General features: G+C 40.4%; 21 protein-coding genes. 11 read left to right on the top strand and 10 right to left on the bottom strand.

What is annotated here, in order from left to right; all coding sequences use genetic code 11:
• The first annotated feature begins 22 nt into the window (after positions 1-22).
• Positions 23-2161 (top strand): RNA polymerase sigma factor RpoD, encoded by a 2139-nt coding sequence (rpoD, locus tag HKX40_RS05565; RefSeq protein WP_171588582.1) that lies wholly within the window; start codon positions 23-25, stop codon positions 2159-2161.
• A 237-nt stretch (positions 2162-2398) separates the two neighbouring features.
• Here the strand turns inward: rpoD and arsB are convergent, their stop codons facing one another.
• From arsB to HKX40_RS05525, 8 genes are all read right to left on the bottom strand, one after another.
• Entirely contained in the window at positions 2399-3406 is a 1008-nt protein-coding gene (gene arsB / locus HKX40_RS05560; protein ID WP_171588581.1) for an ACR3 family arsenite efflux transporter, read from the bottom strand.
• Positions 3407-3496: 90 nt separating this feature from the next.
• Positions 3497-3931 (bottom strand): arsenate reductase (glutaredoxin), encoded by a 435-nt coding sequence (gene arsC, locus HKX40_RS05555; protein ID WP_171588714.1) that lies wholly within the window; start codon positions 3929-3931, stop codon positions 3497-3499.
• A gap of 87 nt (positions 3932-4018) precedes the next feature.
• Positions 4019-4354 carry an ArsR/SmtB family transcription factor gene (locus tag HKX40_RS05550; RefSeq protein WP_171588580.1) on the bottom strand — a complete coding sequence of 112 codons (336 nt, stop codon included), beginning with the start codon at positions 4352-4354 and terminating at the stop codon, positions 4019-4021.
• A 520-nt stretch (positions 4355-4874) separates the two neighbouring features.
• Complete coding sequence (gene mutM, locus HKX40_RS05545; RefSeq protein ID WP_171588579.1) at positions 4875-5819, bottom strand: bifunctional DNA-formamidopyrimidine glycosylase/DNA-(apurinic or apyrimidinic site) lyase; 945 nt, start codon at positions 5817-5819, stop codon at positions 4875-4877.
• Between the two features lie 14 nt (positions 5820-5833).
• Positions 5834-8140: a RelA/SpoT family protein gene (locus tag HKX40_RS05540; RefSeq protein WP_171588578.1), complete on the bottom strand. Its 2307-nt coding sequence runs from the start codon at positions 8138-8140 to the stop codon at positions 5834-5836.
• An 18-nt stretch (positions 8141-8158) separates the two neighbouring features.
• A complete protein-coding gene (rpoZ, locus tag HKX40_RS05535) occupies positions 8159-8365 on the bottom strand; it encodes a DNA-directed RNA polymerase subunit omega (protein WP_171588577.1) in 207 nt (68 codons plus the stop codon).
• 15 nt (positions 8366-8380) lie between these two features.
• Complete coding sequence (gmk, locus tag HKX40_RS05530; RefSeq protein WP_171588576.1) at positions 8381-9013, bottom strand: guanylate kinase; 633 nt, start codon at positions 9011-9013, stop codon at positions 8381-8383.
• A gap of 248 nt (positions 9014-9261) precedes the next feature.
• Complete coding sequence (locus HKX40_RS05525; protein WP_171588575.1) at positions 9262-10425, bottom strand: AIR synthase related protein; 1164 nt, start codon at positions 10423-10425, stop codon at positions 9262-9264.
• A 434-nt stretch (positions 10426-10859) separates the two neighbouring features.
• Between HKX40_RS05525 and HKX40_RS05520 the strand changes: the two genes are divergently transcribed.
• Complete coding sequence (locus tag HKX40_RS05520) at positions 10860-12233, top strand: ATP-binding protein (RefSeq protein ID WP_171588574.1); 1374 nt, start codon at positions 10860-10862, stop codon at positions 12231-12233.
• An 87-nt stretch (positions 12234-12320) separates the two neighbouring features.
• On the opposite strand, the gene HKX40_RS05515 is transcribed toward HKX40_RS05520, so the two are convergent.
• A complete protein-coding gene (locus HKX40_RS05515; RefSeq protein WP_171588573.1) occupies positions 12321-13517 on the bottom strand; it encodes an MFS transporter in 1197 nt (398 codons plus the stop codon).
• Between the two features lie 231 nt (positions 13518-13748).
• Here HKX40_RS05515 and HKX40_RS05510 point away from each other — a divergent pair, with 231 nt between their 5' ends.
• From HKX40_RS05510 to HKX40_RS05470, 9 genes are all read left to right on the top strand, one after another.
• On the top strand, positions 13749-15941 hold the full coding sequence (locus tag HKX40_RS05510) for a TonB-dependent siderophore receptor (protein WP_171588572.1): 2193 nt from the start codon (positions 13749-13751) through the stop codon (positions 15939-15941).
• Positions 15941-16975, top strand: a complete 1035-nt coding sequence (locus HKX40_RS05505) for an ABC transporter substrate-binding protein (protein ID WP_171588571.1) — start codon at positions 15941-15943, stop codon at positions 16973-16975. The genes HKX40_RS05510 and HKX40_RS05505 overlap by 1 nt, the downstream gene beginning before the upstream one ends.
• Complete coding sequence (locus tag HKX40_RS05500) at positions 16972-17955, top strand: FecCD family ABC transporter permease (protein ID WP_171588570.1); 984 nt, start codon at positions 16972-16974, stop codon at positions 17953-17955. Before HKX40_RS05505 ends, HKX40_RS05500 begins: the two co-directional genes overlap by 4 nt.
• Positions 17952-18962, top strand: a complete 1011-nt coding sequence (locus HKX40_RS05495) for a FecCD family ABC transporter permease (RefSeq protein WP_171588569.1) — start codon at positions 17952-17954, stop codon at positions 18960-18962. Before HKX40_RS05500 ends, HKX40_RS05495 begins: the two co-directional genes overlap by 4 nt.
• 9 nt (positions 18963-18971) lie before the next feature.
• Positions 18972-19754 carry an ABC transporter ATP-binding protein gene (locus tag HKX40_RS05490; RefSeq protein ID WP_171588568.1) on the top strand — a complete coding sequence of 261 codons (783 nt, stop codon included), beginning with the start codon at positions 18972-18974 and terminating at the stop codon, positions 19752-19754.
• Between the two features lie 19 nt (positions 19755-19773).
• Entirely contained in the window at positions 19774-20748 is a 975-nt protein-coding gene (locus HKX40_RS05485; protein ID WP_171588567.1) for a siderophore-interacting protein, read from the top strand.
• A gap of 696 nt (positions 20749-21444) precedes the next feature.
• Positions 21445-23685: a VENN motif pre-toxin domain-containing protein gene (locus HKX40_RS05480; protein ID WP_171588566.1), complete on the top strand. Its 2241-nt coding sequence runs from the start codon at positions 21445-21447 to the stop codon at positions 23683-23685.
• Between the two features lie 18 nt (positions 23686-23703).
• A complete protein-coding gene (locus HKX40_RS05475) occupies positions 23704-24744 on the top strand; it encodes an Imm49 family immunity protein (RefSeq protein WP_171588565.1) in 1041 nt (346 codons plus the stop codon).
• Between the two features lie 91 nt (positions 24745-24835).
• A complete protein-coding gene (locus HKX40_RS05470) occupies positions 24836-25429 on the top strand; it encodes a polymorphic toxin-type HINT domain-containing protein (protein WP_343043016.1) in 594 nt (197 codons plus the stop codon).
• A 74-nt stretch (positions 25430-25503) separates the two neighbouring features.
• On the opposite strand, the gene HKX40_RS10885 is transcribed toward HKX40_RS05470, so the two are convergent.
• Positions 25504-25605: integrase core domain-containing protein (locus tag HKX40_RS10885; RefSeq protein ID WP_171588563.1), on the bottom strand; the 102-nt coding region annotated here is incomplete at its 5' end.

The following is a 25605-nucleotide window of genomic DNA, read 5'->3' as shown; positions in this document are numbered from 1 at the left end:
CGCTAAAAATAGTGAGGAAAGTATGGCTAAAGATACTGCCACCAAGAAGACCAGTAAAAAAACAAAGACGGATAAAAGCACTAAGACTATCACCAAGAAGAGCACTCAGAAAGCTGCCAAAGAGGTGCTTGACGATTTCGATGATTTTGACGATTTAGACGATTTTGATGAAGCACCCAAAGGCAAGAAATCGCCTGGACGTCCTAAGTCTTCAGCACCTGCAGATGATTTAGATTTTGATGATGACGGTGTTGATGATGATAGTGTAGATATTGACTTTGCCGATGTCAAAGGGCGCGGCAAACGTCGTGGCGCCGATGTGGCTGGGCGTGCAGCAAGTACTCCAGAGCAAATCGAGGCTCGTCGCTTGCAGATGAAACAACTGATTAAGCAGGGTAAAGATCGTGGCTATTTGACTTTTGCTGAGATTAACGACTCGCTTTCTGATGATTTAGTCGATGCTGATGCGCTTGATAGTATTGTGAGTACCTTTAGTGAAATGGGTATTCCAGTCTATGATCAGGCACCTGCAGCCGAAGATTTGATTCTTACTGATACTACACCTATTAGTGATGATGACGTAGAAGAAGAGGCAGAAGCCGCGTTAACTACAGTGGACTCAGAGTTTGGTCGCACGACAGACCCTGTGCGTATGTATATGCGTGAAATGGGGTCAGTTGAATTGTTGACGCGTGATGGTGAGATTGAAATTGCCAAACGTATCGAAGATGGTCTTAAAGCGATGGTGATGGCAATCGCAGGTTCTCCTACCACTGTAGAAGAAATCCTTAAACATATCCAACGCGTGCGTGATGGTCAAGCACAGATTGATGAGGTTGTTGATGGTCTGATTTCTGAGGATGGTGAGGATTACGCAGGATCTGGCGTGTCTATGGATGATGAGTCAGATGATAGCCCATCAGGTGCGATGAGTAGCAAGCAAATCGAGATGCTACATGAGCAAGCATTGGCTAAATTCGATATTGTTGAAAAAGCCTTCAAGAAAATGAAAGCGGAATGCGAAAGCGGTAATTATAAATCTAAGGCGTATGAAAAAGCCCATCAAGTGATTTATGATGAATTGATGGGGGTTCGTTTTACTGCCAAGATTGTTGAGCGTTTGGCTGATACATTGCGTGCACAAGTTGAACAAGTGCGCTCGCTAGAGCGTCAAATGTTGTCGGTTTGCGTAGATCGCGTAGATATGCCTCGTGCACACTTTATTGCAGTATTCCCTGGTAATGAGACCAACTTGGAGTGGGCTAATCAAGAGATTGCTTCAGGGGCTCCTTATGCAGAGAAACTACAACGTTTCATTCCCGATATTCACGAAATTCAGCAAAAATTCATTGAGCTTGAAAAAGAGGTGATTCTCCCTATTCAAGACTTGAAAGATGTGAATAAACGCATGGTAAATGGTGAAGCCAAGGCGAAGAAAGCCAAACGTGAGATGATTGAAGCCAACTTGCGTTTAGTGATTTCGATTGCCAAGAAATACACCAACCGTGGATTGCAATTCCTGGACTTGATTCAAGAGGGTAATATTGGTCTTATGAAAGCGGTAGATAAGTTTGAGTATCGCCGTGGCTATAAGTTCTCGACTTATGCAACATGGTGGATTCGTCAGGCGATTACACGTTCTATTGCCGACCAAGCACGTACGATTCGTATTCCAGTTCATATGATTGAGACAATCAATAAGATGAACCGCATTAATCGTCAAATTCTCCAAGAGACTGGGGTTGAACCAGATTCTGCGACATTAGCTCAGAAGATGGATATGCCAGTCGAGAAGGTACGTAAAATCATGAAAATCGCCAAAGATCCTATTTCTATGGAGACACCCATTGGGGATGATGATGATTCGCACTTAGGCGATTTTATCGAGGATGCAAACACATTAGCTCCTGCTGATTCAGCACTTCAGCGCTCTATGAGTGAAGTGTTTGAGGAAGTGATTAACTCACTAACGCAACGCGAGGGCAAGGTATTACGTATGCGTTTCGGTATTGGTATGAGTTCAGACCAAACACTTGAAGAAGTGGGTAAGCAATTCGATGTAACGCGTGAGCGTATCCGCCAAATTGAGGCAAAAGCGTTGCGTAAATTGCGTCACCCAAGCCGTGCGGATAAGTTAAAGAGCTTTTTGGAGAATAACTAGGTGTTTGAAAGTGCCAAACGATGCTCAGCCAAGCTATAGGGAGAGCGTTATTTGGTGCTGGTGTGTCTCAATACGTAGCAAAAGTTTAAATACTTATCTGATGAGGTGTCGACAGCCCATCGCTAGAAAGAATCCCTTGTTTACTGATGTAAGCAAGGGATTTTGTTTATTGTGCTTTGTTTTCCTAGGTAGCGATGCTTGTATGGTTTTTAATAAAAAAGAATATATCTATAGGAATTATACTTTACTATCAAATTTATTAATCCACGCAACCAAAGAGAGCATCACAGGCACTTCTACTAGTACACCAACCACAGTTGCCAGTGCAGCGCCTGAGTGTAATCCAAATAGAGAAATCGCCACCGCCACGGCAAGCTCAAAAAAGTTAGATGTGCCAATCAGACAAGCAGGGCCTGCAATGTTAGGAGGTAGTCTTAGCAGTTTTGATAGGCCTCTGCCTAAAAAGAAAATGCCATACGTTTGAATGAGTAAAGGGATGGCGATAAGGATAATGTGGATAGGGTTGCTGATGACGGTTTGGGCTTGTAGACCAAAGAGTAAGAGCACAGTGAGGATTAGGCCAGCAATCGAAAAAGGTTTTAATTGAGTGACAAAAAGGGTAGTAGTTTGATAGTGGCGCAAAAGCCATGTGCGTGTTAGAACGCCAGCCAACAGAGGGAGCAATACATATAACACCGTGGATAGAATAAGTGTTTCCCAGGGAATGCTGACTTGGTTAACCCCTAATAAAAATCCAACAATAGGTGTAAAGGCTACTAGCATGATGATGTCATTGACAGAGACCTGTACTAATGTGTAATTAGGATCTCCCTTAACGAGTTGACTCCATACAAATACCATGGCAGTGCAAGGTGCAGCACCTAATAAAATCATACCGGCAATATATTCTTGGGCGGTTTGCGAATTGACGTAATCTTTAAGCAGATAATGAAAGAAGAACCAAGCAACGAGTGCCATGGTAAAAGGTTTGATTAACCAGTTGATGACAAGGGTAAGCAACAGTCCTTTGGGCTTTTGTCCGACTTGCTTGAGGGAACTCCAGTCAATTTGAATCATCATGGGATAAATCATAAGCCAGATGAGGATAGCAACAACCAGATTGACATGAGCAAATTCAAAACCTGCCAGCCATTGAAAAGCATTTGGCATGAGCCAACCTAATAATACGCCAGTGACGATAGCAAGTGCTACCCAAATGCTGAGAAAACGTTCAAAAATTCCCATTTTAAAATTCCTGATAATAATGTTGATTGTTGCTAATGAAGGTTATTTGACAAAAATGTCTAGTGACTGGTGCAAGTAACAGTTGTCCTGTTAACGTTGATGGGTGATGAGGTGTCCGTACTCATTTAAGACCTGTTCACCGTCTTCTTTAAAAAAAACCTTAGGAGGCATAGGAGGGAGTAGCTCCAATACTGTCTCGGATGGGCGACAAAGTTTTGTTCCTTTATTTGTTACCACAATAGGACGGTTAATAAGAAGAGGGTGCGCAACCATAAGTTGGATAAGTTCTTTATCACTAAGATGGCGATTGGCAAGGTTGAGTGTTTGATATGGTTCGACATTGGTTCGGAGAACGTCTCTTGCGGTAACATTCATTTGTTGTAGCAATGTATTTAAGGTTATCGCATCTGGGGGTGTTTCTAAGTATAGGACGACCTCTGGTTCAATACCGGCATGGCGGATGAGGGCGAGTGTATTTCGAGAGGTGCCGCACTGTGGGTTGTGATAGATAGTGACTTTATTCATCATCATTCAAATTCTATTGAAATAAAAACAAGAAATAAATCTTCTGTTATGTATAAATAAAAATCTAAGGGTTAGGCTGGATGAAGATTAGCATTCTTCCTTAGGCGCATAAAAAGCGCAGCAAGGGATAGAGTTTTTATCCTCTTTGCAACAATTTTGTGTGAGAAACTGTATGAACTCTGTCATGAGGTCTAAATTGGCAAAGTATCGGATAAATCTTCCTTCAGTTTGGCTAAAAATAAGTCCCGCTTTACTGAGTGAGTTCAGATGAAAAGAGAGATTATTTGGACGCAAATCAAGTGTTTTCGCTAAATCTCCAGCGACAATGCCCTTGGTTCCTGCTGTGGTAAGCTGCAAAAAGAGTTTTAAACGAATGGGAGAGGAAAGGCTTTCAAAAAGTCGACTAGCTTGTTGTTCGGTCATGATCTAGAAAATGATAATGATTCTAACATTTCAATTTTAATTGAAATATTATTGCTTAACAAGAACTATTTCCTATTTCTTTAAGCACAAAGGCGTGCAATGATTTTAGCTTGTTTAAGACCCGCAGTAGTTTACTGGTGATGGTTGGTATATTGCTAATAGTTAGTGACTTTTAGCAGTAGCTTCATTAGCTTAAGGGATAAGGAGTTTGGCTAGCATTTCTGCTAGTCCCACCATGGTGGGACTGGTTCTCTCACTTTGAGAGCTGTCTATTACTAGTAAGCATTATCACTTAGTCGCAATAGGACAATAAGGACGATGAGGTGCTGGTTTCATCATTCTTATTCCACTTCGAGCCAGAGGTTCTCAGATATAACAAGCCCAAAAACGTCCTAAAGGAAGTTTTTGTGTCTAGTTATATCCTTACTTTTTTCTCCACAATAGTAGGTATATTCGCTTTGCAGAGACGAGAGAACTAGAGTTTGTTGTGTAAGTGATGTTCAAGTTATTTTGTTGATACTTATTTCTGACATTTCGGACAGAAAAAAGTTCCTCTTTGTCCAATCACGGTTTTTTTGATGGGGGTTGTGCAGACTTTACAGGGCTCTCCATCTCGCCCGTACACATGGTACTCTTGTTGGAAATAACCGCTTTTACCCTCACTATCCACAAAATCTCTTAGTGTACTTCCTCCCACCTCAATAGCACGCAAAAGGACTTTTTTGATCATGGCAACAAGGTTTTCACAATCTTTTTTTCGCAAAGATTTAGCTGTACGAGTAGGGAGGATACCAGCAAGGAATAGACTCTCATTGGCATAGATATTGCCTACTCCAACGACAACGGTATTATCCATAATGGCAAGTTTAATGGCTCTGGATTGAGTTTTGAGTGCTTTATACAGATATTCCCCTGTAAATTCAGGTTCTAAAGGCTCTGGTCCCAAATGAGCGAGCAGGGGAATATGAGAGAGCGTTTCATCTTTGCCATTGATGGCTTTGTCGTTGGTTATCGTGCTTGCTGCTCTTGAACTGTTGTTTGAAATATCAGTATCATTTTTGGGGATGGTGTTGATGAGAGAAGATGAGGTAGCGGAAACAGTGCTTTTAAACCACAAAATAGCACCAAAGCGTCTTGGATCATGATAGCGAAGTACTGTACCATTTTTGAAAAGAATATCTACATGATCGTGTTTATCAGGCTTTGGTGCCTGTTCACGAAAAATACGTAGGCTACCAGACATTCCTAAATGAATTAATAGAGTGCCCTTGGGACACTGCAACAGCATATATTTGGCACGACGTTGGCAGTGTATAATCATTTGCCCTTGTAGTTGGGTGGCTATATCCTCTGGTATTGTCCAGCGTAGTTGGGGTTGGCGAACAATGATTCGACTCACCACTTGATGTGTGATGTAGGGAGCAATACCACGCAGAGTGGTTTCGACTTCAGGAAGCTCAGGCATGGTTTACATACCCCTTATACATTGCCTTTTATGCGTGTAATCTTACGAAGTTGGGGAACTTGGCGAATAGCACGAATCACTGCTGCTAGATGCTTGCGATCTTCAACTTGCACGGTAAGTTGGATATTTGCAATTTCTGATAATTCATTTGGCATATTAAGCTGTACGATATTCGCATCTGCACTTGCAATTTGAGCGGCAATACGACCGATAACACCTTTCACATTTTCAATGGTGAGTAATAAGCGAGTGCTGAGGTGCTTGTTGTAATCCTTATCCCAACCTACCGGTACCCAGCGCTCAGGTTCCTTGGCACGCTGAGCCAGAGCAACAGGACAATCATCAGTATGGACAATCAAACCATAACCTGGGCGTACAGCAGCGATGAGGTTGTCACCGGGGATGGGTGAACAGCAAGAAGACAAAGTGACAGATTGCCCTTCATTGCCTTGAATGAGAATTTGACTTGCATGAGCTGCACTAATCTCATCAATATCCATGGCACTGGTCGCAATTAGTGGAGAACCAATGAGGAAGCGACGAGCGACAACGGAAGCAAGACGACGTCCTAGACCAATATCAGTAAGAATTTCATCAATATTTTTAGCACCAGACTCTTTAGCAATCTTGGCCCAGAGCTCATCCTCACGCTCTGGCATAGGAATATTGAGGTCTTGCAAGGCTTGGCGAAGTAATTTTTCACCAAAGCGAATTGACTCTTCAAGGTTGACTGTACGTAAATAGTGGCGAATTTCTGAGCGAGCTTTACCAGTACGCACAAAATTAAGCCATTGAAGGTTAGGCTCTGCTTTATCAGAGGTGATGATTTCTACAGTGTCACCACTCACCAATGTTGTTTTAAGTGGAGCTGCCTCACCATTAATAATGGCAGACACGGCATGGTTACCAATTTTGGTATGGATAGAGTAGGCAAAGTCCACGGGAGTAGCACCACGAGGTAGAGAAATAATCTTACCTTTGGGTGTGAGTACATAAACCGCATCAGGGAAGAGGTCAACTTTGACATTGTCCAGAAACTCAGAAGAGTCTCCAGTTTGGCTTTGAATATCAAGTAAAGACTGTAACCAGCGATGTGTCTGCTTTTGCAAATCACTCAGCGTCATGTCTTCTGTTTTATAGAGCCAATGTGAAGCCACACCTTCTTCGGCAATATGATCCATGTGGGTGGTGCGGATTTGAAATTCAATCGGTGCCCCATAGGGACCAACGAGTGTTGTGTGTAGGGACTGATAACCGTTAATTTTGGGTAAGGCAATATAGTCTTTGAACTTGCCTGGAATAGGGCGGTAAAGTTGGTGTAACACACCAAGCACAATATAGCATTCAGTAAGGGTATTTACGATAATTCTAAAACCGTAAATGTCCAATACCTCAGAGAAAGACTTGTGCTGTTCTTTCATCTTTTTGTGAATGCTGTAAAGCGTCTTTTCGCGACTCGAAAGTTTCCCCTCAATGCCATAGGCAGGTAATGCAGCACGGATATTGTCAGTAATTTTGGTAAAAAGATTACGGCGGCTACCATGAGCATTTTCGAGGGCTTTTTTTAAGACTTTGTAGCGGTTGGGATAGTAGGCCTCAAAGGCTAAATCCTCAAACTCACGCACCAGATTGTTAAGACCCAAACGATTGGCAATCTGAGCATAAATATCCAGTGTCTCACTAGAAACACGACGTGCTTTAGCCGCATCTACCCCTCCAAGGGTGCGCATATTGTGTAGACGATCGGCTAATTTAATGAGAATAACACGAACATCTTTTGCCGTTGCCAATAACATCTTACGAAAACTTTCTGCTTGTTGTTCTGCTTTACTGGCAAACTTGATTCTCTCTAGTTTGGTTAATCCGTCTACTAAGTCAGCGACATCGGCATTAAAACGCTCCGCAATCTCAGACTTTTTGACATCTTGATCTTCGATAACATCATGCAAAAGTGCCGCCATCAAGGCATTGGCATCAAGTTTCCAATGCGCACAGATTTCAGTGACCGCCACAGGGTGAGTGATATATGGTTCACCACTCGAACGCATCTGACCAGTGTGGGCTTTTTCTGCAAACAAAAACGCCTGACGTACCTGACTAACTTCATGGGCAGGTAAGTACGCTCTAAGTTGCTCTAGCAATGGAGCGATAAGTTCGTCTGGGGAGTTGTAGTGGGAAACGGATTTAGAGGGGGGGATGTCACTGCTATTGAATTCGGGTGCAGTTGCCACAGGTGAACTAGGGGCTTTCTGCTTACGTCGGAAAGGAGAGCTTTCACGTAAAGCATGAATTAATGAAGAAGAAACGTTTTTTAAGCCCATGGTCCACCTCCATCAGGATTAAGTTGGCACCTTGCGAAGCATCTCTAAACCTGTTTTTCCTTCGGCGACTTCTCGTAATGCCAAAACCGTAGGTTTGTCATGATTAACTTCGACGCGTGGTTGGTGTCCTTGAGATAACTCGCGTGCACGATATGTGGCTACTAAAGTTAAATCAAAGCGATTAGGAATTTTTTCTAAACAATCATCAACTGTAATACGTGCCATGGATATGCCTATAAATTATTTGGAGATATATGATATGCCTAACTCAGAAAAGAGTTTATGGTTTTTAACTGCTTGACTTGGGTAACGTAACCTAGCAGTTAGGACAATTTGCTCTAACTGGGCTAAAGCTGTTTCAAAGCAATCGTTAATGATAACATATTCGAACTCATCTGCGTGAGCAATTTCACTACTTGCCGCTAATAAACGTCGCTTAATGACATCATCGCTATCCTGTCCCCGATTGTGTAGACGTTTTTCTAGCTCCTCAATAGAGGGAGGGAGAATAAAAATGTCAATAATATCAGGAAATTGCTTGCGAACTTGACGTGCACCTTGCCAGTCGATTTCAAGCAAAATGTTTTCCCCATTTTTAATCTTTTCCTCAACAAAAGGACGTGGTGTGCCATAGTAGTTGCCATGTACCTCAGCCCATTCGAGAAGATTGTTTTGATCTCGCCAAGTGGCAAATTCATCAACAGTGACAAAATGATATTCACGACCATCTTGCTCGCCTGGACGAGGCGGACGGGTGGTGCAGGAGACTGATAGATGAATGTTAGGGTGTTTCTGCAATAAAGCATTTACAAGGCTTGATTTCCCCGCTCCGCTAGGGGCAGAAACCATAAAAACATTACCAGGGTACTTCATAGATGACCTTTTACGGAAAAAATGGGTATGGTTAGATTGTGAATGCTACATTCTACCGCTTTTTCTGTTTATTGAGTATAAAGAGGGGAAAGCGGTAGTAAACTTGCTGTGCGAAAAATACTCCTTTTGAAGTAGGGTAAAAGAGTATTGGATTTTTTGAAGTAAAAAATTGTGCTTTGTGCACATTCTTTTGTGCTAAGGAGTATTCGCACTAAAGAATGCTCAATATCTTACTCTTTGTAGGGTAATCATTTCGCATACAGCACTTCATTACCCTTATACTGGATGAGTACTTCATTTTTGGAGGATGCGCTAGGCTCTATGCGACCAATAATTTGGGCTGCAACGTTAAAGTGTTTAGCTACATCGATGATAGTCTGAGCGTAAGTTGCCTCGCAATATATTTCTAAACGCTGTCCACAGTTAAAAATCGACCATAGCTCTTTAAAGGAAATGTCTTGATTGGACTGGATAAGCTCAAACACAAAGGGTAAATCAAAAAGGTTGTCTTTGATATATCGAATATTTTGTCCAAAATTAATGGACTTTGTTAATCCGCCTCCTGTGTTATGAATAACAGAGAGAATATGACTTCCTAATTCTTGGTAGACGGTTTTCATAATAGGAAGGTATGTCCGGCAAGGGGAGAGTAGTAGCTCTGCGACAGTTTGTTGTCCGTTTACCTGATCAAATAGGTGATATTTACCATTGTAAACTTGCTCAATGTTCAATGTACTAGAAAAAGTCTCTGGGAAGCGATGGGCATAGTCTTTGCACAAAGTTTCATGTCTGGCGACTGTAAACCCATTAGAGCCAATGCCTGAAATGGTTTTTTGCTCATAAGAGGATTGTCCAAAAGAAGCCAAACCGACAATAACCACCTCTTTTTGGGGACGTAGTGTACTGGCATCGATAAAATTTTTCTGAGGGATTTTTGCAAAAGCTGTTGAGTCCACCACAATAGTTGAGACCAAATCACCTATATCCGCAGTCTCCCCTCCACAAAGTTGTATATTGATACCAAAATCAGCCATATTATCGGCAAATTGTTGATAACCTCGCATAATGGCAGAGAGGACTTCTTGAGGAATGCGTTGTGCATTGCGTCCGATTGTATTACTCACCAAAAAGTCTGTAGTGATGCCTGTGCAAAGCATATCGTCGGTGTTCATGACAATAGAGTCTACGGCAATATCTTCAAAAACACGGGCATCACCGTTTTCTTTGTAGGCTAAATAAGCCAAGATGGCTTTTGTCCCTGCACCATCTGCGTGGATAATATGATAGTCATCACCCATTGCGACTGCCTGACAAAAAGCACCTGAACGACTGGTTGGTTTCATGACCTTAATGGCGGCGTGCACTTCTTCTTTTCCTGATGAAACACCGTAGCTTTTGTAAATGTCAGACATGATAGTTTCCTATAAGATGGGGGTAATGATGATGAGGGAAAATCTTTGCTTTATTCAAAAAGACAAGGAGGATTTTAGCATAAAGGGTTCTTTTTTTGAGATAGGGAGTTACGCTAAGTTATTGTTTTTTTTTTTTTTTTTTTTGAGTTTGGGAAGAGCAGGGGTGCGAAGGAGGCTTTAATTATTTAATTGATGAGCGGCGTAATCTTTGCAATGGAGTAGGGGGAACAGATTGGGAAGTTTTATCAGTTGTCTTGAAAATAGGATGGGTATATCAATAACCTTGAAAAGGTGTAGATTTTTAATTTTTATAATCTCGAAAACGTGTAAATTTTTATTTTTGATAATCTTGAAAAGGTGTAAATTTTGCTTTTAAATAATCTTGAAAACGTGTAATATAAAGAATAACGATAGGAATATTTAGGGGGAAGATAATGAAACGCAAGATATATCAAAAACTATTAGATTGGAAGCAGAAAAGAAAGGGAGAAGTCGCTCTTCTTATCGAGGGGGCTCGTCGTATAGGGAAAAGCTACATTGTTGAAATGTTTGCCCGCCAAGAATATGAGTCTTATATTTTGATTGATTTCAGCAAGGTGAGTCCTCAGGTAATGGAGTTTTTTGAACTATATCTTGATGATCTGGACACGCTCTTTTCATACTTAGAATTGTATTTCAAGAAAAAACTTATACCGCGTGAGTCTTCTTCCTCCGAGGCAAAATCTCTTATCATCTTTGATGAAATACAGTTCTGCCCTAGGGCAAGGGCTGGTATTAAGCATTTTGTCGCCGATCGTCGATATGATTACATAGAAACAGGCTCATTAGTTTCAATACAAAAAAATGTTAAAGACATTATGATTCCCTCAGAAGAAAGGACTATTGAAATGCACCCAATGGATTTTGAGGAGTTTTTGTGGGCGATGGGTGAAGATAATCTTATGTCCTATATGCGAGAAAAATTCTTAAAAACGGAAAAAATGGGTGATGTATTTCATCGACGAGCTATGGATTATTTTCGTCGCTATCTCATCATAGGAGGAATGCCTCAAGCTATTGAAAAATATCTACAAACACAAGATTTTGATAGCGTAGATGAAGTGAAAAGAGATATTTTGACACTTTATCGAAATGATATTCGCAAGTATGCTAATGGACAGGAGACTAAAGTTTCAGCAATTTTTGATGAACTTCCTAGCCAGCTTCAAAAACATGAGAAGAAATTTAAATTGGCAGATTTATCTAGTGAAGCTAGAATGCGAGACTATTCTCAGGCATTTTTTTGGTTAAGTGATGCCAGAATAATCAATTGTTGTTATAACTCTACCGCCCCTAGTATAGGTCTAAAGCTTAATGAAAAAAGAACAACAGTGAAGTGCTACATGGGTGATACAGGGCTACTTATCAGCCACGCCTTTGATGAGAGAGGCATTGTAAGCGAGTCGTTATATCGTAAACTGATGTTTGACAAGCTAGAGGTTAACAAGGGAATGCTGGTTGAGAATATTGTTGCGCAGATGTTAAGAGCCGCTGGTCATCGTCTTTACTTTTTCAGTGACAATTCACGAGAGTCTGCTGAAAATAGAATGGAAATTGATTTTTTGATTAGTAAGCCAGTTACCACCAGCCGGCATAATATTATCCCAATCGAAGTGAAATCGGGACAACGATATACCTTGACTTCTTTGCGTAAGTGTATGACAAAATATCAGCAACAAATAGCGACGCCATATGTATTGCATGATAAAGATGTAAAAAAAGAAGATGGAATTATTTTCTTGCCACTGTATATGGCACCGTTGTTGTAAATTCGTTAAATGGTATAGTATCGGTCAGGCGACAGTGTAGTCCTGCCGTCTTATTGTTTAAGTGCTTAGACGGTTAGGTTTTTCAGGTCAATTATACTGTCTCAACCGCTTCATATTTAACATAATAACGCCGCAAAAGACCAAACTCGGTATTACCGTAAACATGGCGAGTTGCCATACGGTCTCAATAGCAAAGAGCTTGCTTATAGAGCCATATAGGGTACTCAACATAATTTGGCTAAAGAAAAAAAGACTGGCCAGATAGCCACTGTAGAGTGTTTTTATTCTTAACAATCCTGCTTGGCTGGCAGGAACAATGAGACCGACGGTTAGCATTATCCCAAACATAGGCAGTATGAGACCAAGGTAGTGCGTAGGGTAGAGTAGGGTGAGACTAGCCATCAGCATACAACTTAGTGCAGAGACAATGCCAGCTATTTTGTAAATAAAGGGTAGACCGTGTTTGGGGACTTGAGTGCGTGTGATTTGTGTACCAATGACAAACCCGACTGCAATAATGGCAAGCAACAAACCATAGAATTTTGGAGAAATTTGCAATGTATTTTGCATGACACTCGCAGAGGCAGAGACAAAAGCAATCTGCGACATGGAGACTAGACTGATTGACCACAAATACAGCGAAAAATCTGATCCTTTTATGGATTGGAAGCATTGCTGAAAAATAGAATGAATAGGGACTTTGTTAGTTTGTGCCGAGACAGGTAAGGTAGGCACAAAGCACCAAACAAGTATACCCGCTAGTATTCCCATTGCGGCTAGAACATAAAAAAGTAATGTCCATGTACTGTTTTCAATTAACACTCCGCCAATTACAGGTGCAATCACAGGAGATATGGCGACAGCAAGTGCAAGGGCGGTAATAATACCGATATGTTGCTCACTCGGATATGTGCGTTGGACCATTAATCGAGCGAGGACAGTTACCCCACATCCTAGTAATGCCTGTATAAACCGCAATCCTAGCAGTATCTCCATAGTAGGGGCATAGCAACACGCTATAGAACTTAGTGCAAAGAGAAAAGATGTCCATAGCTGCAACGTCTTTAAATTATAGCGCTCAGCCATGATGCCAGCGAATAAGACGGCAATGGCATAGCCAGCAAGATATGAGGTAATGAGCAAGGGTAACGTATCAATATCCACCCCGAAAAAAGTCCCTATTTGTGGTAGTGCCGGAGTGATAATATTCATGCCAAATTGCGGTACCGTCGCCGCTAGAATAATCGCTACGCTCAGTGGTAAAGTAGAGGACTTTGTCGGCACGTTGTCTCCTGATGAGGGGGATGGATAGTGTTTTGATTATAAATGGTTTTTGATTGAATGGCTATTTGTATAGCATAATCTGTCAAAGCCTAGATATTCACGGTCTAATGCAAAGAGTTAATTAAAAAAAGAGATAGTGACTAAAAAGGTAGTCTTGTTTTTTTTTTTTTTATTTTACTATACTTGAAATAGAAATCATTATTATTTGCATTTTCTTTTTTGGGAGAGTCTATGAAACCTTTGCATTTAAATCATTTTGCACGTACGGCAATACTGCTGAGTGCCTCAACATTACCTATTAGTCAGGTTATTGCCCAAGAGTCGAGTGATTCAGAAGTTACTCAATTGGAAGTAATTGAGGCTACAGTAAGTACAAAGTCACCAGCTACTACAGAGGGGAGTTCTAGCTATTTAGCTCCTGTCACATATTCCACGACGGGAATCCCTCAAGAGTTAAAAGATACGACACAATCGGTTAGTGTGATTACTCATCAACGCATTCAAGATCAACCAGAATTTAATCGTGTTATTGATGTGGTAGCCAATGCTACGGGATTAAATTATGGGCAGTATGAAAGTGATCGTTTTTCTATCACTTCTAGAGGTCAAGTGGTCAATAGTGTTTCTTATGATGGGGTGACTACTTACTACGATACACGATTTAATTATGGTGATAATCATATGGATTCGGCAATGTTCGATCGTGTAGAAGTAGTAAGAGGGGCAACGGGGTTTATGACCGGCCCAGGAAATCCTTCTGCTTCTATTAATCTGGTAAGAAAAGCTCCCACAGAAAAGTTTCAAAGCAGTCTTAAAGCAACAGCAGGCTCGTGGAATTTATATCGTCTGGATGCGGATGTATCAGGTAGTTTGAATGAAGCAAAAACGGTCAGAGGGCGTTTAGTAGGTTCTTACCAGACAAGAGAGTCTTTTCTTGATCGCTATAAAAATAAACGATATATGCTTTATGGCGTGCTGGAAGCGGATTTAGGTCCAAATACATTACTAAGTGTTGGAGGGGATATTCAACATAATAAATCTGATGCTGTATTATCAGGGGGCTTACCGATTTTTTATAGTGATGGTTCACTAACAGATTATGACCGTTCTACCAATACAGCATCATCATGGGCGGGAGACACCTATACTACTACCAATCTTTATGCAACTTTATTTCATCGTTTTAGTAATGGTTGGAAGGTAGAAACTAATTATACTCATAGTAAGAGTGAAAGAACGTTGAAGAACTCTTATGTTTACGGGGCTCCTAATCCTTTGACGAATACAGGGTTGTCGACAGCGACTATGTCGAAAATTGATGGCGAAAGGGTACAAGATACCTTTGACATTAAATTAAATGGTCCTTGGGAGCTGTTTGGAAGACAGCATTTTGCTCGTTTTAATTATAATTTCAACCGTAATCATTATGATAATAACTACTACAAACCTGTAGCGGGGACATTGCCTTCTGTTTGGGGGGATTTCCGTCCCTCTAACTTCCATGTTCCAGAACCACAGTGGGAGGGACGAGCATTTACTGCGTTAACAGGTACAATTACGCAGCATGCTATCTCTGGAATTAATGAGTTTTCCTTGTCTGATAGGCTTGCTCTAACGGTAGGAGCAAGGCTCACTCGTTATAAGGTGAGCGATACAAGTTTTGGCCCTTATTTTACGCCCTATAAAAATAGTTTTAATCAGGTATCTAAATATTTAGGTTTAAGCTATAAATTGACAGATAATTTCTCTGTTTATACAAGTTACACTGATATTTTCCAACCACAAACAGCGGTGGATGCTAACGGTAGTTATTTAGACCCTGTGATAGGAAAGAATTACGAATTAGGGTTTAAAGGTACTTTAGCTGACGGAGGACTTAGCTTTGCGGTCGCTGCTTTTGAGACTCGTCGTGATAATCTAGCAGTACCGACAGGAGCAAGATTGCCTAGTGGACAAGCAGTTAACCGCTCTGTAGATGGTGCTAAAACAAGAGGTTTTGATATCGACGTTGTCGGGGCTATCACAGACAATTGGAACGTTCAGATGGGGTTCACCAGCTTTGTCGCTACAGATCAAGATGGGAAAAGAATTTCCTTAGAAATGCCTAATCGTATTTTTAAATTATTCACAACCTATAAGTTCTCTGGATCTTTGGATGGTTTAACAATTGGTGGTGGGGTGAATTGGTTCAGTCATACTGAGCGTCAAGTCACTAATCCTTCCCGTCAGAACGTCACCATAGATTATAAACCTTATGCCGTTGTGAATCTTATGGCTCGCTATAAGTTCAATAAACACTCTACATTAATGTTGAGTGTTAATAACCTCTTTGATAAGAAGTATTACACAAACAATGGTCAGTTCTCTCAATACCAATATGGGGCACCACGTAATATTCAAGCATCTTTTCAATATGAGTTCTAATGGATAGAAGGCGGTTTTGTCATTCTTTAGGAGGCCTGTTAGGTGCAGGTCTCCTGTTTCCTTTCTCAAGTGTGGCTTGTTGTGACTCGCATGAAGGGGCTGCTTCTGCATTTCCTGTGCGTATTCAAGGTGCCTTGGGAAATACCATTATTGATGCTCCTCCCAAACGAGTGATTGCTCTAGGAGCAGGAGCTGAGGATATTGCATTGTCTTTAGGGGTGGTTCCTATTGCTATTGAGCCTCATGTGTTTGGAGGGGATAAGCAGGGTTACTTCCCTTGGTTTAAGGAAAAAATCAAGCAAATTGGGGCTCCATTACCTGAAATTATTCCTGTTTATCCTGAATTGGATATTGAAAAAATTATTTCTTTAAAGCCAGACTTAATTTTGGCTCCTCAGTCAGGATTTTCAGAGGATATATTTAGACAACTTTCCAGTTTTGTTCCTGTGGTCGCTCATCCTAAGTTGCCTTGGTTAACACCTTGGCAAGAGCAAATTAGGTTGTCAGGGTTGGCACTAGGAAAAGTACAGGAAGCTGTTTTGTTAGAGCAGAAAATTCACAATTTATTTCTTCTTTATAGACAACAATATCCTCAATTACAGCGGTATTCTTTTGCCTATCTCAATGCTGGTAGTCGATTATCTTATTTATCCTCTTATGTAGCAGGAGACCCTAGGGTAGATATGTTGATGAGTTTAGGTTTAAAGCTGTTTCCTGCTGTGAAAGAATTTTCTGTAAGACCAGGGAGTTTTGCAGCCAATATTGGCTTAGAAAATGCAGACAAGTTTTTTGATGTTGATATTGTTATCAGTTGGTTTTATAACCAAAAAATTAAAGAGGAGGTGGATAAAATCTCTCTTTTTAGGGCTATTCCTGCCATCCGTCGGGGATCCTATATACCATTGACTGATCCAGAAATTATTATGGCAACATCTTATGGTTCTTTGCTGAGTTTAGAGTGGGGGCTACCTAAGTTTATGCCTCTTTTGTTGCAGGCAATAGAAAACGTTCCAACCAAAAGAGGGGCGTTATGATACAAAAATCTCCTGTTAAAGGGCTATTGTTGTTATCTCTTCTGTGTGTTATCTGTGTGATGACAGGTTTGCTTTTTGGAAGTAAAAGTCTTACTGTACACGATGTTTGGCAATATTTTTTCTCAACAATAGAAAATTATCAGCAATTGGTTATACATCATAGGGTTCCTCGCACTCTGGGGGCTTTACTGTGTGGAGCAGCATTGGGGGTGACATCTACACTTGTCCAAGGATTGACCAAAAATCCTTTAGCAGATACGGGATTATTAGGAATTAATGCAGGGGCATCTGCGGCAATTGTGACGTTGATTTTTGTACCCTCACTACCTATCTCCCCCTTTTTTGCCGCTTTTTTAGGAGCAGTCTGCGTTGCTTCTTTCATTTCCGTTATAGGCTCATCATCTAGAGAGTTAAATTTTGCTCGTTTAATATTAGTAGGGGCGGCACTCTCGGCTTGTTTATATGCGTATGTTCAAGCAGTATCACAGCTTAGTCCTAATGCTTTTGAACAATATAAATTCTGGGCGAGTGGCTCTTTTACTGGTATACGGTATGAAGAAATTTATCAATTATCTCCTTACTTTGTTGCTTTAATCATTATGGGAGGGATGCTTGGGAAGTATGTCAATATTATTGCGTTAGGTAATGATTTGGCTAGATCTGTGGGGGTTAATGTATTCCTAATCCAAATCTTCATCATTTGTACTTCAGCTGGTTTATCTGCTTTAACAGTGGCATGGGTAGGCCCTATCGCATTTGTTGGTTTAGGTGCAGTATATTTAGCTCGATGGGTTGTGGGGGCAGATTATCGTGTACTTTTGTGGGCATCTATGCTTACTGGTGCAAGTTTACTAACATTGGCAGATACTCTTGCAAGAATTGTCATTAGCCCATCTGAGTTGTCAACAGGTATTGTGACAGGCTTTATTGGTGCTCCTTTGCTTTATTTAAGTATTCTACACAAAAGGAAAGGAAGATGATGAGAGATACTTTTTTCTTACCCGTCAGGAGAATAAAAAGGTTTTGGGTGATTAGTTTACCTCTTTTGTTTATTCTTATTGTTGTAGCAAGTACCATAGGAAAGGAGCATATTCTAATTTTTAAACTTTTTGACTTATGGAAAGGAGAGGCCGATGCCGTTTCTAGTTGGCTTTTCTGGGAATTATGGCTTCCTCGTGCACTCTTAGCGACAGGGGTGGGGATGGCTCTGGCCTTATCAGGAAACGTCTTCCAGTTATTAACAAAAAATCCTTTGGGCAGTCCAGATATTATAGGTGTGAACGCAGGAGCTTCTGCTGGGGCTGTGTTATCTGCTATCGTTTTTCCTTCTTTTATTTCGATGACGACCGGAGCTCTATTAGGAGCCTTAATTGTGGTAATACTCGTAGTAGTAGCCAATGGTCGTCAATTGAGTTTCCAATTTGAAGCGATTGTTTGTGGTATTGCAATGAATGCCTTGGCTTTATCTATTGTGCAATTTGGCTTGACAGGTTTAAGACAAGAAAATGCGTTACTACTGGCTGCTTGGCTGAGTGGTAGTTTGTCTGGTAGGGGATGGAATGATGTAGGAATGATATGGTTGGGGTTACCTATAGTGCTAATAGGACTTTACTGTATCAATAGATCTTTTACCTTATTATCATTGCATGGTGATGTGGCAGCTACATTGGGGGTTCCAATACGTTTTACTATGCTAAGCAGTTTATTGTTGGCAACAATATTGTCTGCTCTTGCTGTTTTGGTAGCTGGTCCAATAAGTTTTATTGCGTTATGTGCCCCTCATATTGTTAGGAAAATGTTAAAAACTCATCAAACCGTTTGGTTGGCCAATGCGGTAGTGGGAGCGATTTTATTATTATTGTCAGATATTGTTGCCAGATTATTGCCGGTAAAGGCTCATTTTCCTGTAGGTGTTTTAACAGCAGGGTTAGGAGGCCTATATCTTTTATGGTTGTTAATAGCAGAAATGCGTAAAAATAGTTTTTAAACAAATATTATGATAACAGTAAATCATCTTACTCTTTCTTATGATAGCAACGTCATTCTTGATGATGTTTCATGTGATATTCAGGCTGGCAGTGTTACCATACTGATTGGTAAAAATGGTTGTGGAAAATCGACGTTATTGCGTTCAATGGCTAGATTATTGAAACCAACTCAAGGACAGATATACCTCAATGGAGAGGATATTTATCAATTATCCGCCAAAGAATTTGCATTACAAGTAGCTCTTTTATCTCAAAGCCACCCTATTACGGAAAGTATTACGGTAGAGCAACTTGTTCGGTATGGGCGTTATCCTTATCATCATTTCTTTTCAAAATGGACTCAAGAGGACGAATATTGCGTGGAACGAGCTCTTTTTCTTACGCAGATGCACTCATTAGCTAAAAAAACACTGGATAGTTTATCAGGGGGGCAAAGGCAAAGAGCTTGGATTGCAATGGTATTGGCACAAAATACGCCTTATATTTTCATGGATGAACCGACAACCTATCTGGATTTGAGTTATCAACTGGAAGTATTGGATTTATTAAAGAACTTAAATCAAGAGCATGGGAAAACTATTGTCATGGTGTTACATGATCTTAATTTAGCTGCCAGATATGCAGATACGATAATTGCAGTGAATAATCAGAGGATTGAGGCAGTTGCACCTCCCGAAGAACTTATCGAATCCTCAATGATTAAACATATTTTTGGCTTGGAAAATAAGGTAATTCAGGATCCAATACATTTAACACCATTGTGTATTCCACTAAGTAAGTCACTTTTATAGGGTTAGTAGAGGAGAGTATATGAATGTAAGTACTTATACCACTTTTGATTCGGAATTAAAGCGCCAATGGGTTGATGGACTGAATAATGGGGGAAACCATGAACTATTATTGTTTGTGAGAGCCATTAGTCCATTTAAGACTATTTATGCTATTACCTTGCTAGATATTTATCATGAAGGCTTTTTGCTCAGTATACAAGAGGATGTAGATGGTTTACCTATTGATTATTTTCATTCTTTTGGCAAGCGTGTAGAAGAGCCTATGGCTTTTTTTATCAAAATATATTCTGATTTTTTTCAAAGAAATACACCTGATTTGAAAAATAATCGAAAATTGATAGTGTTAGATAGACAGAAGATTACGTCATCTTTTATTCGGTTGCGATTGGCCTACAAGGATGCGCTGCCCAACAATATAAAACCAGCTTTTATTACGGTACTCTCAATAGGAGAGGATTTATCTAGGGCGTACACTTACCGAAAAGTTAATACGGAACAGCAGTATATAGAGGTGGATTTTTTTACGCATGGTGTTACACCGACAAAAAAATGGTTAGAGTGTTTAGAACCAGGACAAGATGTTATTTCTTTGAGGGAGAAGAATGAGTCAGTGGATCACCTACAGCAGGGGAAAGTTTTATTATGTGGTGATGAAACGGCATTTCCAGCGATTGCCTCTTTGCTTGATAATTGGCAGAATCCAGAACCTCCTCTAGTATTATTAGAAATGCTTAATTTAGAAGATAGTGTCTATTTTAAGGATTGCCGTTTACCTAAAGGAACCCAAATATGCACCTTCTCTATTCAGTCCCCAGATGAATATGGAACAAAAATAAAGAATTATCTTGAACAAACCGATTATTCAATTCAAAAAATTTGGGGAGCTTTTCATACAGATGGGATGAAACTGCTTAGAAAGTTTTTTGAGCAAAAGTACCAAATAACATCCGCCGATATGGTAGTCAGGGCTTATTGGAATAGATTAAAAAATTAGCATTATTTGCAGATACTATCTCTGGGGTAAGAAATCTTCCCCCAGAGATAGTTTGAAATCTATTTAATTAAAGCCGAGTTAGATTATAAAAAACTTCTTGCTCTTGGTATGGTGAGTTTTGTCAAGATTAATAGTCTCAAAAGTATCAGTACTCGCAAACTATCACAGTTTCTTGTAGAATTACTCATAACAAACACACTCGCCATGCCTCTTATCTTTGATAATGCACAAATCGGCGAGTTTTTTATTATCAAGAAGTGATAATAAAAAATTTATGCGAAAGAGAATCATATACTTAGTCGCACAATCATGTTCTAGTGATAAATATTCGCCAGAGAAACAAAACCGATTGGTAAAAATTTTTGATTCCTAGGAGTTGCCCATTTTAATGTAATAGTAGGATTTTTCATTTCTAGGTAGATAAGCTACAAGTGGGTTAATAACCAAAGAAAGTCTATCGTTTGATTTTAATTGGAAATATTTTTCTGAATTTAGTACTTTTACTAATGAATAGAACTTTACTTAAGTTAAAAAAACAGTAAAAATGTAAATATGCAAATAATTTCAATGTATTACGATAGAGGGTGTTATGCACAATATTTCTACCTATACATTACTGTGCAGCGTGATTTCTTCTGCTTCTGCTTTGGCGGCTAATACAGGTGAGGGCTTTCTTTTCCAGTGACCGATATAGCAATGAGAGCTCGTGACAGTATCAACCGTAGTCAACAAGTACAAGATAGTCGTTTAAAAGTCCTTTATGGTAGCGGCTCTAATGCCTCAGTGAATGGAAACCTGAATAAAGGTAAGCTCAATTACGCCCAAGTTGAAGAGCAGAGTGGCTTACATGCAGGAAAAGATGGCGTAGACGTTACCGTGCAGGGCAATACCCACCTTAAAGGTGGTGTAGTGGATAGCCAATCCACAGCGGATAAAAACCACTTTAGCACAGGTACGCTCACCACAGAAAATATCCATAACTATAGCGAAGTGAAGGTGGAGAATATAGGGGGAGGTTTTTCAACCGACATGTCTCAGAACATGGCCAATGGTGCTGCCGCAGGTCTGAGTGCGCTGGGTAATGTGAATCAATCCGATAGCTCTACCACCCAAAGTGCGGTAGGGGATAATATTCAGCTAACCGTCAACCAGGGAGAAGTCCCTACTGCTCTATCTCGTGATACGCAGAACGCTAATGCCAAGACAGAGCGTTTTGATATAACAGAGGCAAGAGAGCGTCAAGAGATGGCGCAGGTGATTGGTGAGATAGCCAATAATAGTGTGGAGATTGCCCTCAAACCTCGCTTGGATAAAGCAGAGCAGGATAAGAAAGATGCCCAACGGAGTTTAGATAAGAATCCTAATGATGCACAAGCGCAAGCTCAGCTTGCACAGGCTAATGCCGTCATTGCCCAATATGGACAAGGAAGTGATATTCAAATGGCAGTACGGGCAGTCACGGGGGTACTACAAGGCATTGCAACGGGTAATGTAGGACAAGCAGTGGTGGGAGGACTATCCCCTTATGCGAATAAGTTAATTAAAGAGGCAACGACCGACCAGAGCGGTCAGGTCAATGAAGAAGCTAACTTGATGGCGCATGCTTTACTTGGCGCTATAGAAGCCTATGCCACAGGTAATCATGCAGGAGCAGGAGCAGCTGGAGCGGTGACAGGAGAGTTAGCGGCAGGGCTGATTATTAAGCAACTGTATGACAAAGATAGCCCAGATGAGTTGACCGAAGCACAGAAACAAACCGTCACAGCATTGAGCCAACTTGCGAGTGGATTAGCAGGAGGCTTGGTGGGCGATAGCACCTCAAGTGCTATTAGTGCGGCAGAGATTGGAAAGCGGGCGGTGGAAGATAACTATCTATCTACTAAACAAGAACAAATGCTTGCTGAAGAAATCAAGAATTGCGGTGGTAAGTTCTCATGTGAACTGAAAGCTGAGGCTTACTGGAAAATGGTTAGTGCAGGACAAAATGCTAGTTTTGCCGCAGGAGTGTTAGCTGGAGTTCCTGAAAGTCTATACGATACTGTAAGTGATATTTTTTCTATGGTATCAAGTCCAGTGGAAACTATTGATGCGCTAATCACTCTGGTTTCACAAGATGGTATGTTTAGTCAAGTGGCGGAGGGTATTAAACAGGACTATATCGCTCGTTTAGAACATTTCCGACAGGAGTATGAGCGAGCGGGTGCAGGAGGTTCCTTTAATGCAGGCAGAGAAGTAGGAAAACTTGTGACTGAAGCAGCTTCAATGCTAACAGGAGGTGCGGGTATTACAAAGGCAAGTACAACTGCCTTGAGCAAAGGAATTAGCAAGAGTATCCAGATAGGTACGCACCAAGTTTACCGAGTAAAAAATTGGTCAACAATACGGGAGCTTGTGAATGATACAAATAGTATTGTAGAGGCGACAGAAAAGGGATTTATCAATGCTGGAAAAATCAAATCCTCAGCTTACGTATTAAAGCCAACCAGTGAGATGGAGAAGAAATTAATTGATGATATTGTTTCTTCGGGGGATTTGACGGGAAGTAAGACAGAACAGTTATTTAATAGTCTAGCGGAACGCTCAGGGTATAAAGTACTTAAAGGCGGTAAGTATAGAGCAAATAATGGCTTTGACCATGTGTGGCAAGCCAAAGATGGCTCTATTGTTATTGTGGATAGTAAACAATTAAAAAATGGGGCGTTACAGGTGAGTACTAAAGGAGCGAAACTTAATGATAAGTTTACTAACCAATTATCTGAGGACTGGATAACAGCTGTGGAGAAACAGTTGCCTAGGGATGGTGAAGTTAGACGAGCCTTTGATTTAGCTCGGAAAGCAGGCTCACCGATTAAAACTATAGTTGTTGCCGTGGATAAATCAGATAAGACTGTAAAAATTATTCCAGTCAAAATTCCAAATCAAATACAGTCAAAGTAATTTTTTAAGGATATACATATGTCAAGACGTAGAAAAAACCTTGTAATGGAAAAGTATAAAGTCTATTTAGGAAGTGTTGCAGAACGCAGTTATCAGGAGTCGGTAGATTTTTGTAAAGGGTATGCAAAGGAACTTAATTCTAATGATGGTGATTCTGAGGAGATTGCTAGCACACTAAGAATTATTGATAGTGGTGTGGGTGATCCTTTTGCTTGTATGATGATTCTTAGCTGGATGTACGAAGGACAAGCCTCAGTCGATTTGGTGGTTCATGGGGATGTTCAAGCCTTTAAGCAACATGCTTATGTGGCAGCTAAGTTGCAAATCTTATCGGAGAAAAAACCCGATTGGGGCTATTCGGGCTATAGTTCGATGTACTTTTTGCATTTACTTTCTGATAGTCCAGAAGTAAAAGAGTTTTTAATATCACAACAGGATATTATTTCAGGAAGCTTAGATCAACAGACTTATAAGGGAAATGATATATATCCCTATTTAAATCGCTCGGCATTATTGGCATTATCAGGAGATTGGGGATACCTAAAAGAGCGCAGTTTACGGTTTCTTAGTGACACCAAAAGACCAAAAAACATAGCCCACAGAGAACCTGACTTTAGGTTTTTTCTGGCATTAGCCAACCAAGATACAGAAGAAATGAAAAGAATATTAGAGGAAATGTTGGAGTATAGGTTATCAACAAGAGCAAAACAAGACATGAATGTTCATTTTGATTTTTATCTATGTATACCTGTACTGATCTATGCCAAAATTGCTGCCATTCACGGTTTCGACCTTGGAATAGATAGCCCTATTGCACCCAAAGAACTTATTGAGGTGAAACCTTTAGAATCCTATGAAGACCCTTATGACTTTATGAAAGAGTTTGATTTTCATCAACCACAACAGGTATGGATAGATAGATGGAAAGCAAAAATGGAAGCTGGTTTGGCATGGAGAGAGAGGGAATACAAGAAACTTAAGAATAGAATCCTAAGATTCTTTGGACGTGGCGGACGCCTAATAGATTTACAACCTAGCTCACCGATAGATAAGAAGTGATGCTTATGTGTAAGCAGTGAACCAAGTTTTTTAACTTTACTGTTCATGCTTTGTTAGGTGTAATAGAAGCCTATGCTACGGATGGTTATACATAGGCTGGCGCAAGGCGAGCCTACTAGAAAAAGGAATGGTGCTACTTAATAGAGAAGGACTCCCCTATTTAACCGTATTAGACCAGTACAGCACAGGTAAATTGGAAACGGTCTATAACATCAAAGTAGAGGATTTCAGCACTTACCATATCGGTCATTTAGGTGTCTGGGTACACAACGCAAATTGTTGTGACTTTGTAAATACCTATGGTGATATTGAAAAGAAATTTATTGAGGGTGGTTGGGTTGATAAAACCACAGGCAAAGTACAGTACCTTGATCCATTCGATGAGGTTCGCAAAGATTTTCCAGATGGTGCTAGTGCATCTGTTGACCATATTTTGCCAAAAAATGGGTTTGATAAGATTACGGGATTTGACCGCTTACCTAAAGAGGTTCAAGAAGCCTTTATCAATGACCCAATGAACTTACAACCGTTACCTAAAGAATTAAATTCATCAAAAGGCAAAAAGGTGGAGACAGGTACCGATGGTTGGAAAATGTATGTTAAAGAGGGCAAAGAGATTTCGCCTGAGTATCGTGCACATCTTAAAAAAGTTCAACAAGAAATTATACGACGAGGTTTACGATAATGTTTTTCTCAGAGAAAGATTTATACAATAATTTTAATCAGGTTTATACTGTACCCATCCCATTTTTAGTACAACTAAGAAGTAGAAACGGAATGCATTTGTTTGTACATTAGGGGTGTTAAACCTTTTAGTGCATCATGGGGTCTTTGCGTATTATAAACAGTTAACCACTCTTC

Origin of the sequence: Pelistega europaea, assembly GCF_013133775.1 — a bacterium.
Classification (GTDB): Bacteria; Pseudomonadota; Gammaproteobacteria; order Burkholderiales; family Burkholderiaceae_B; genus Taylorella; species Taylorella europaea.
This window is presented reverse-complemented; position numbering and strand designations above follow the sequence as displayed.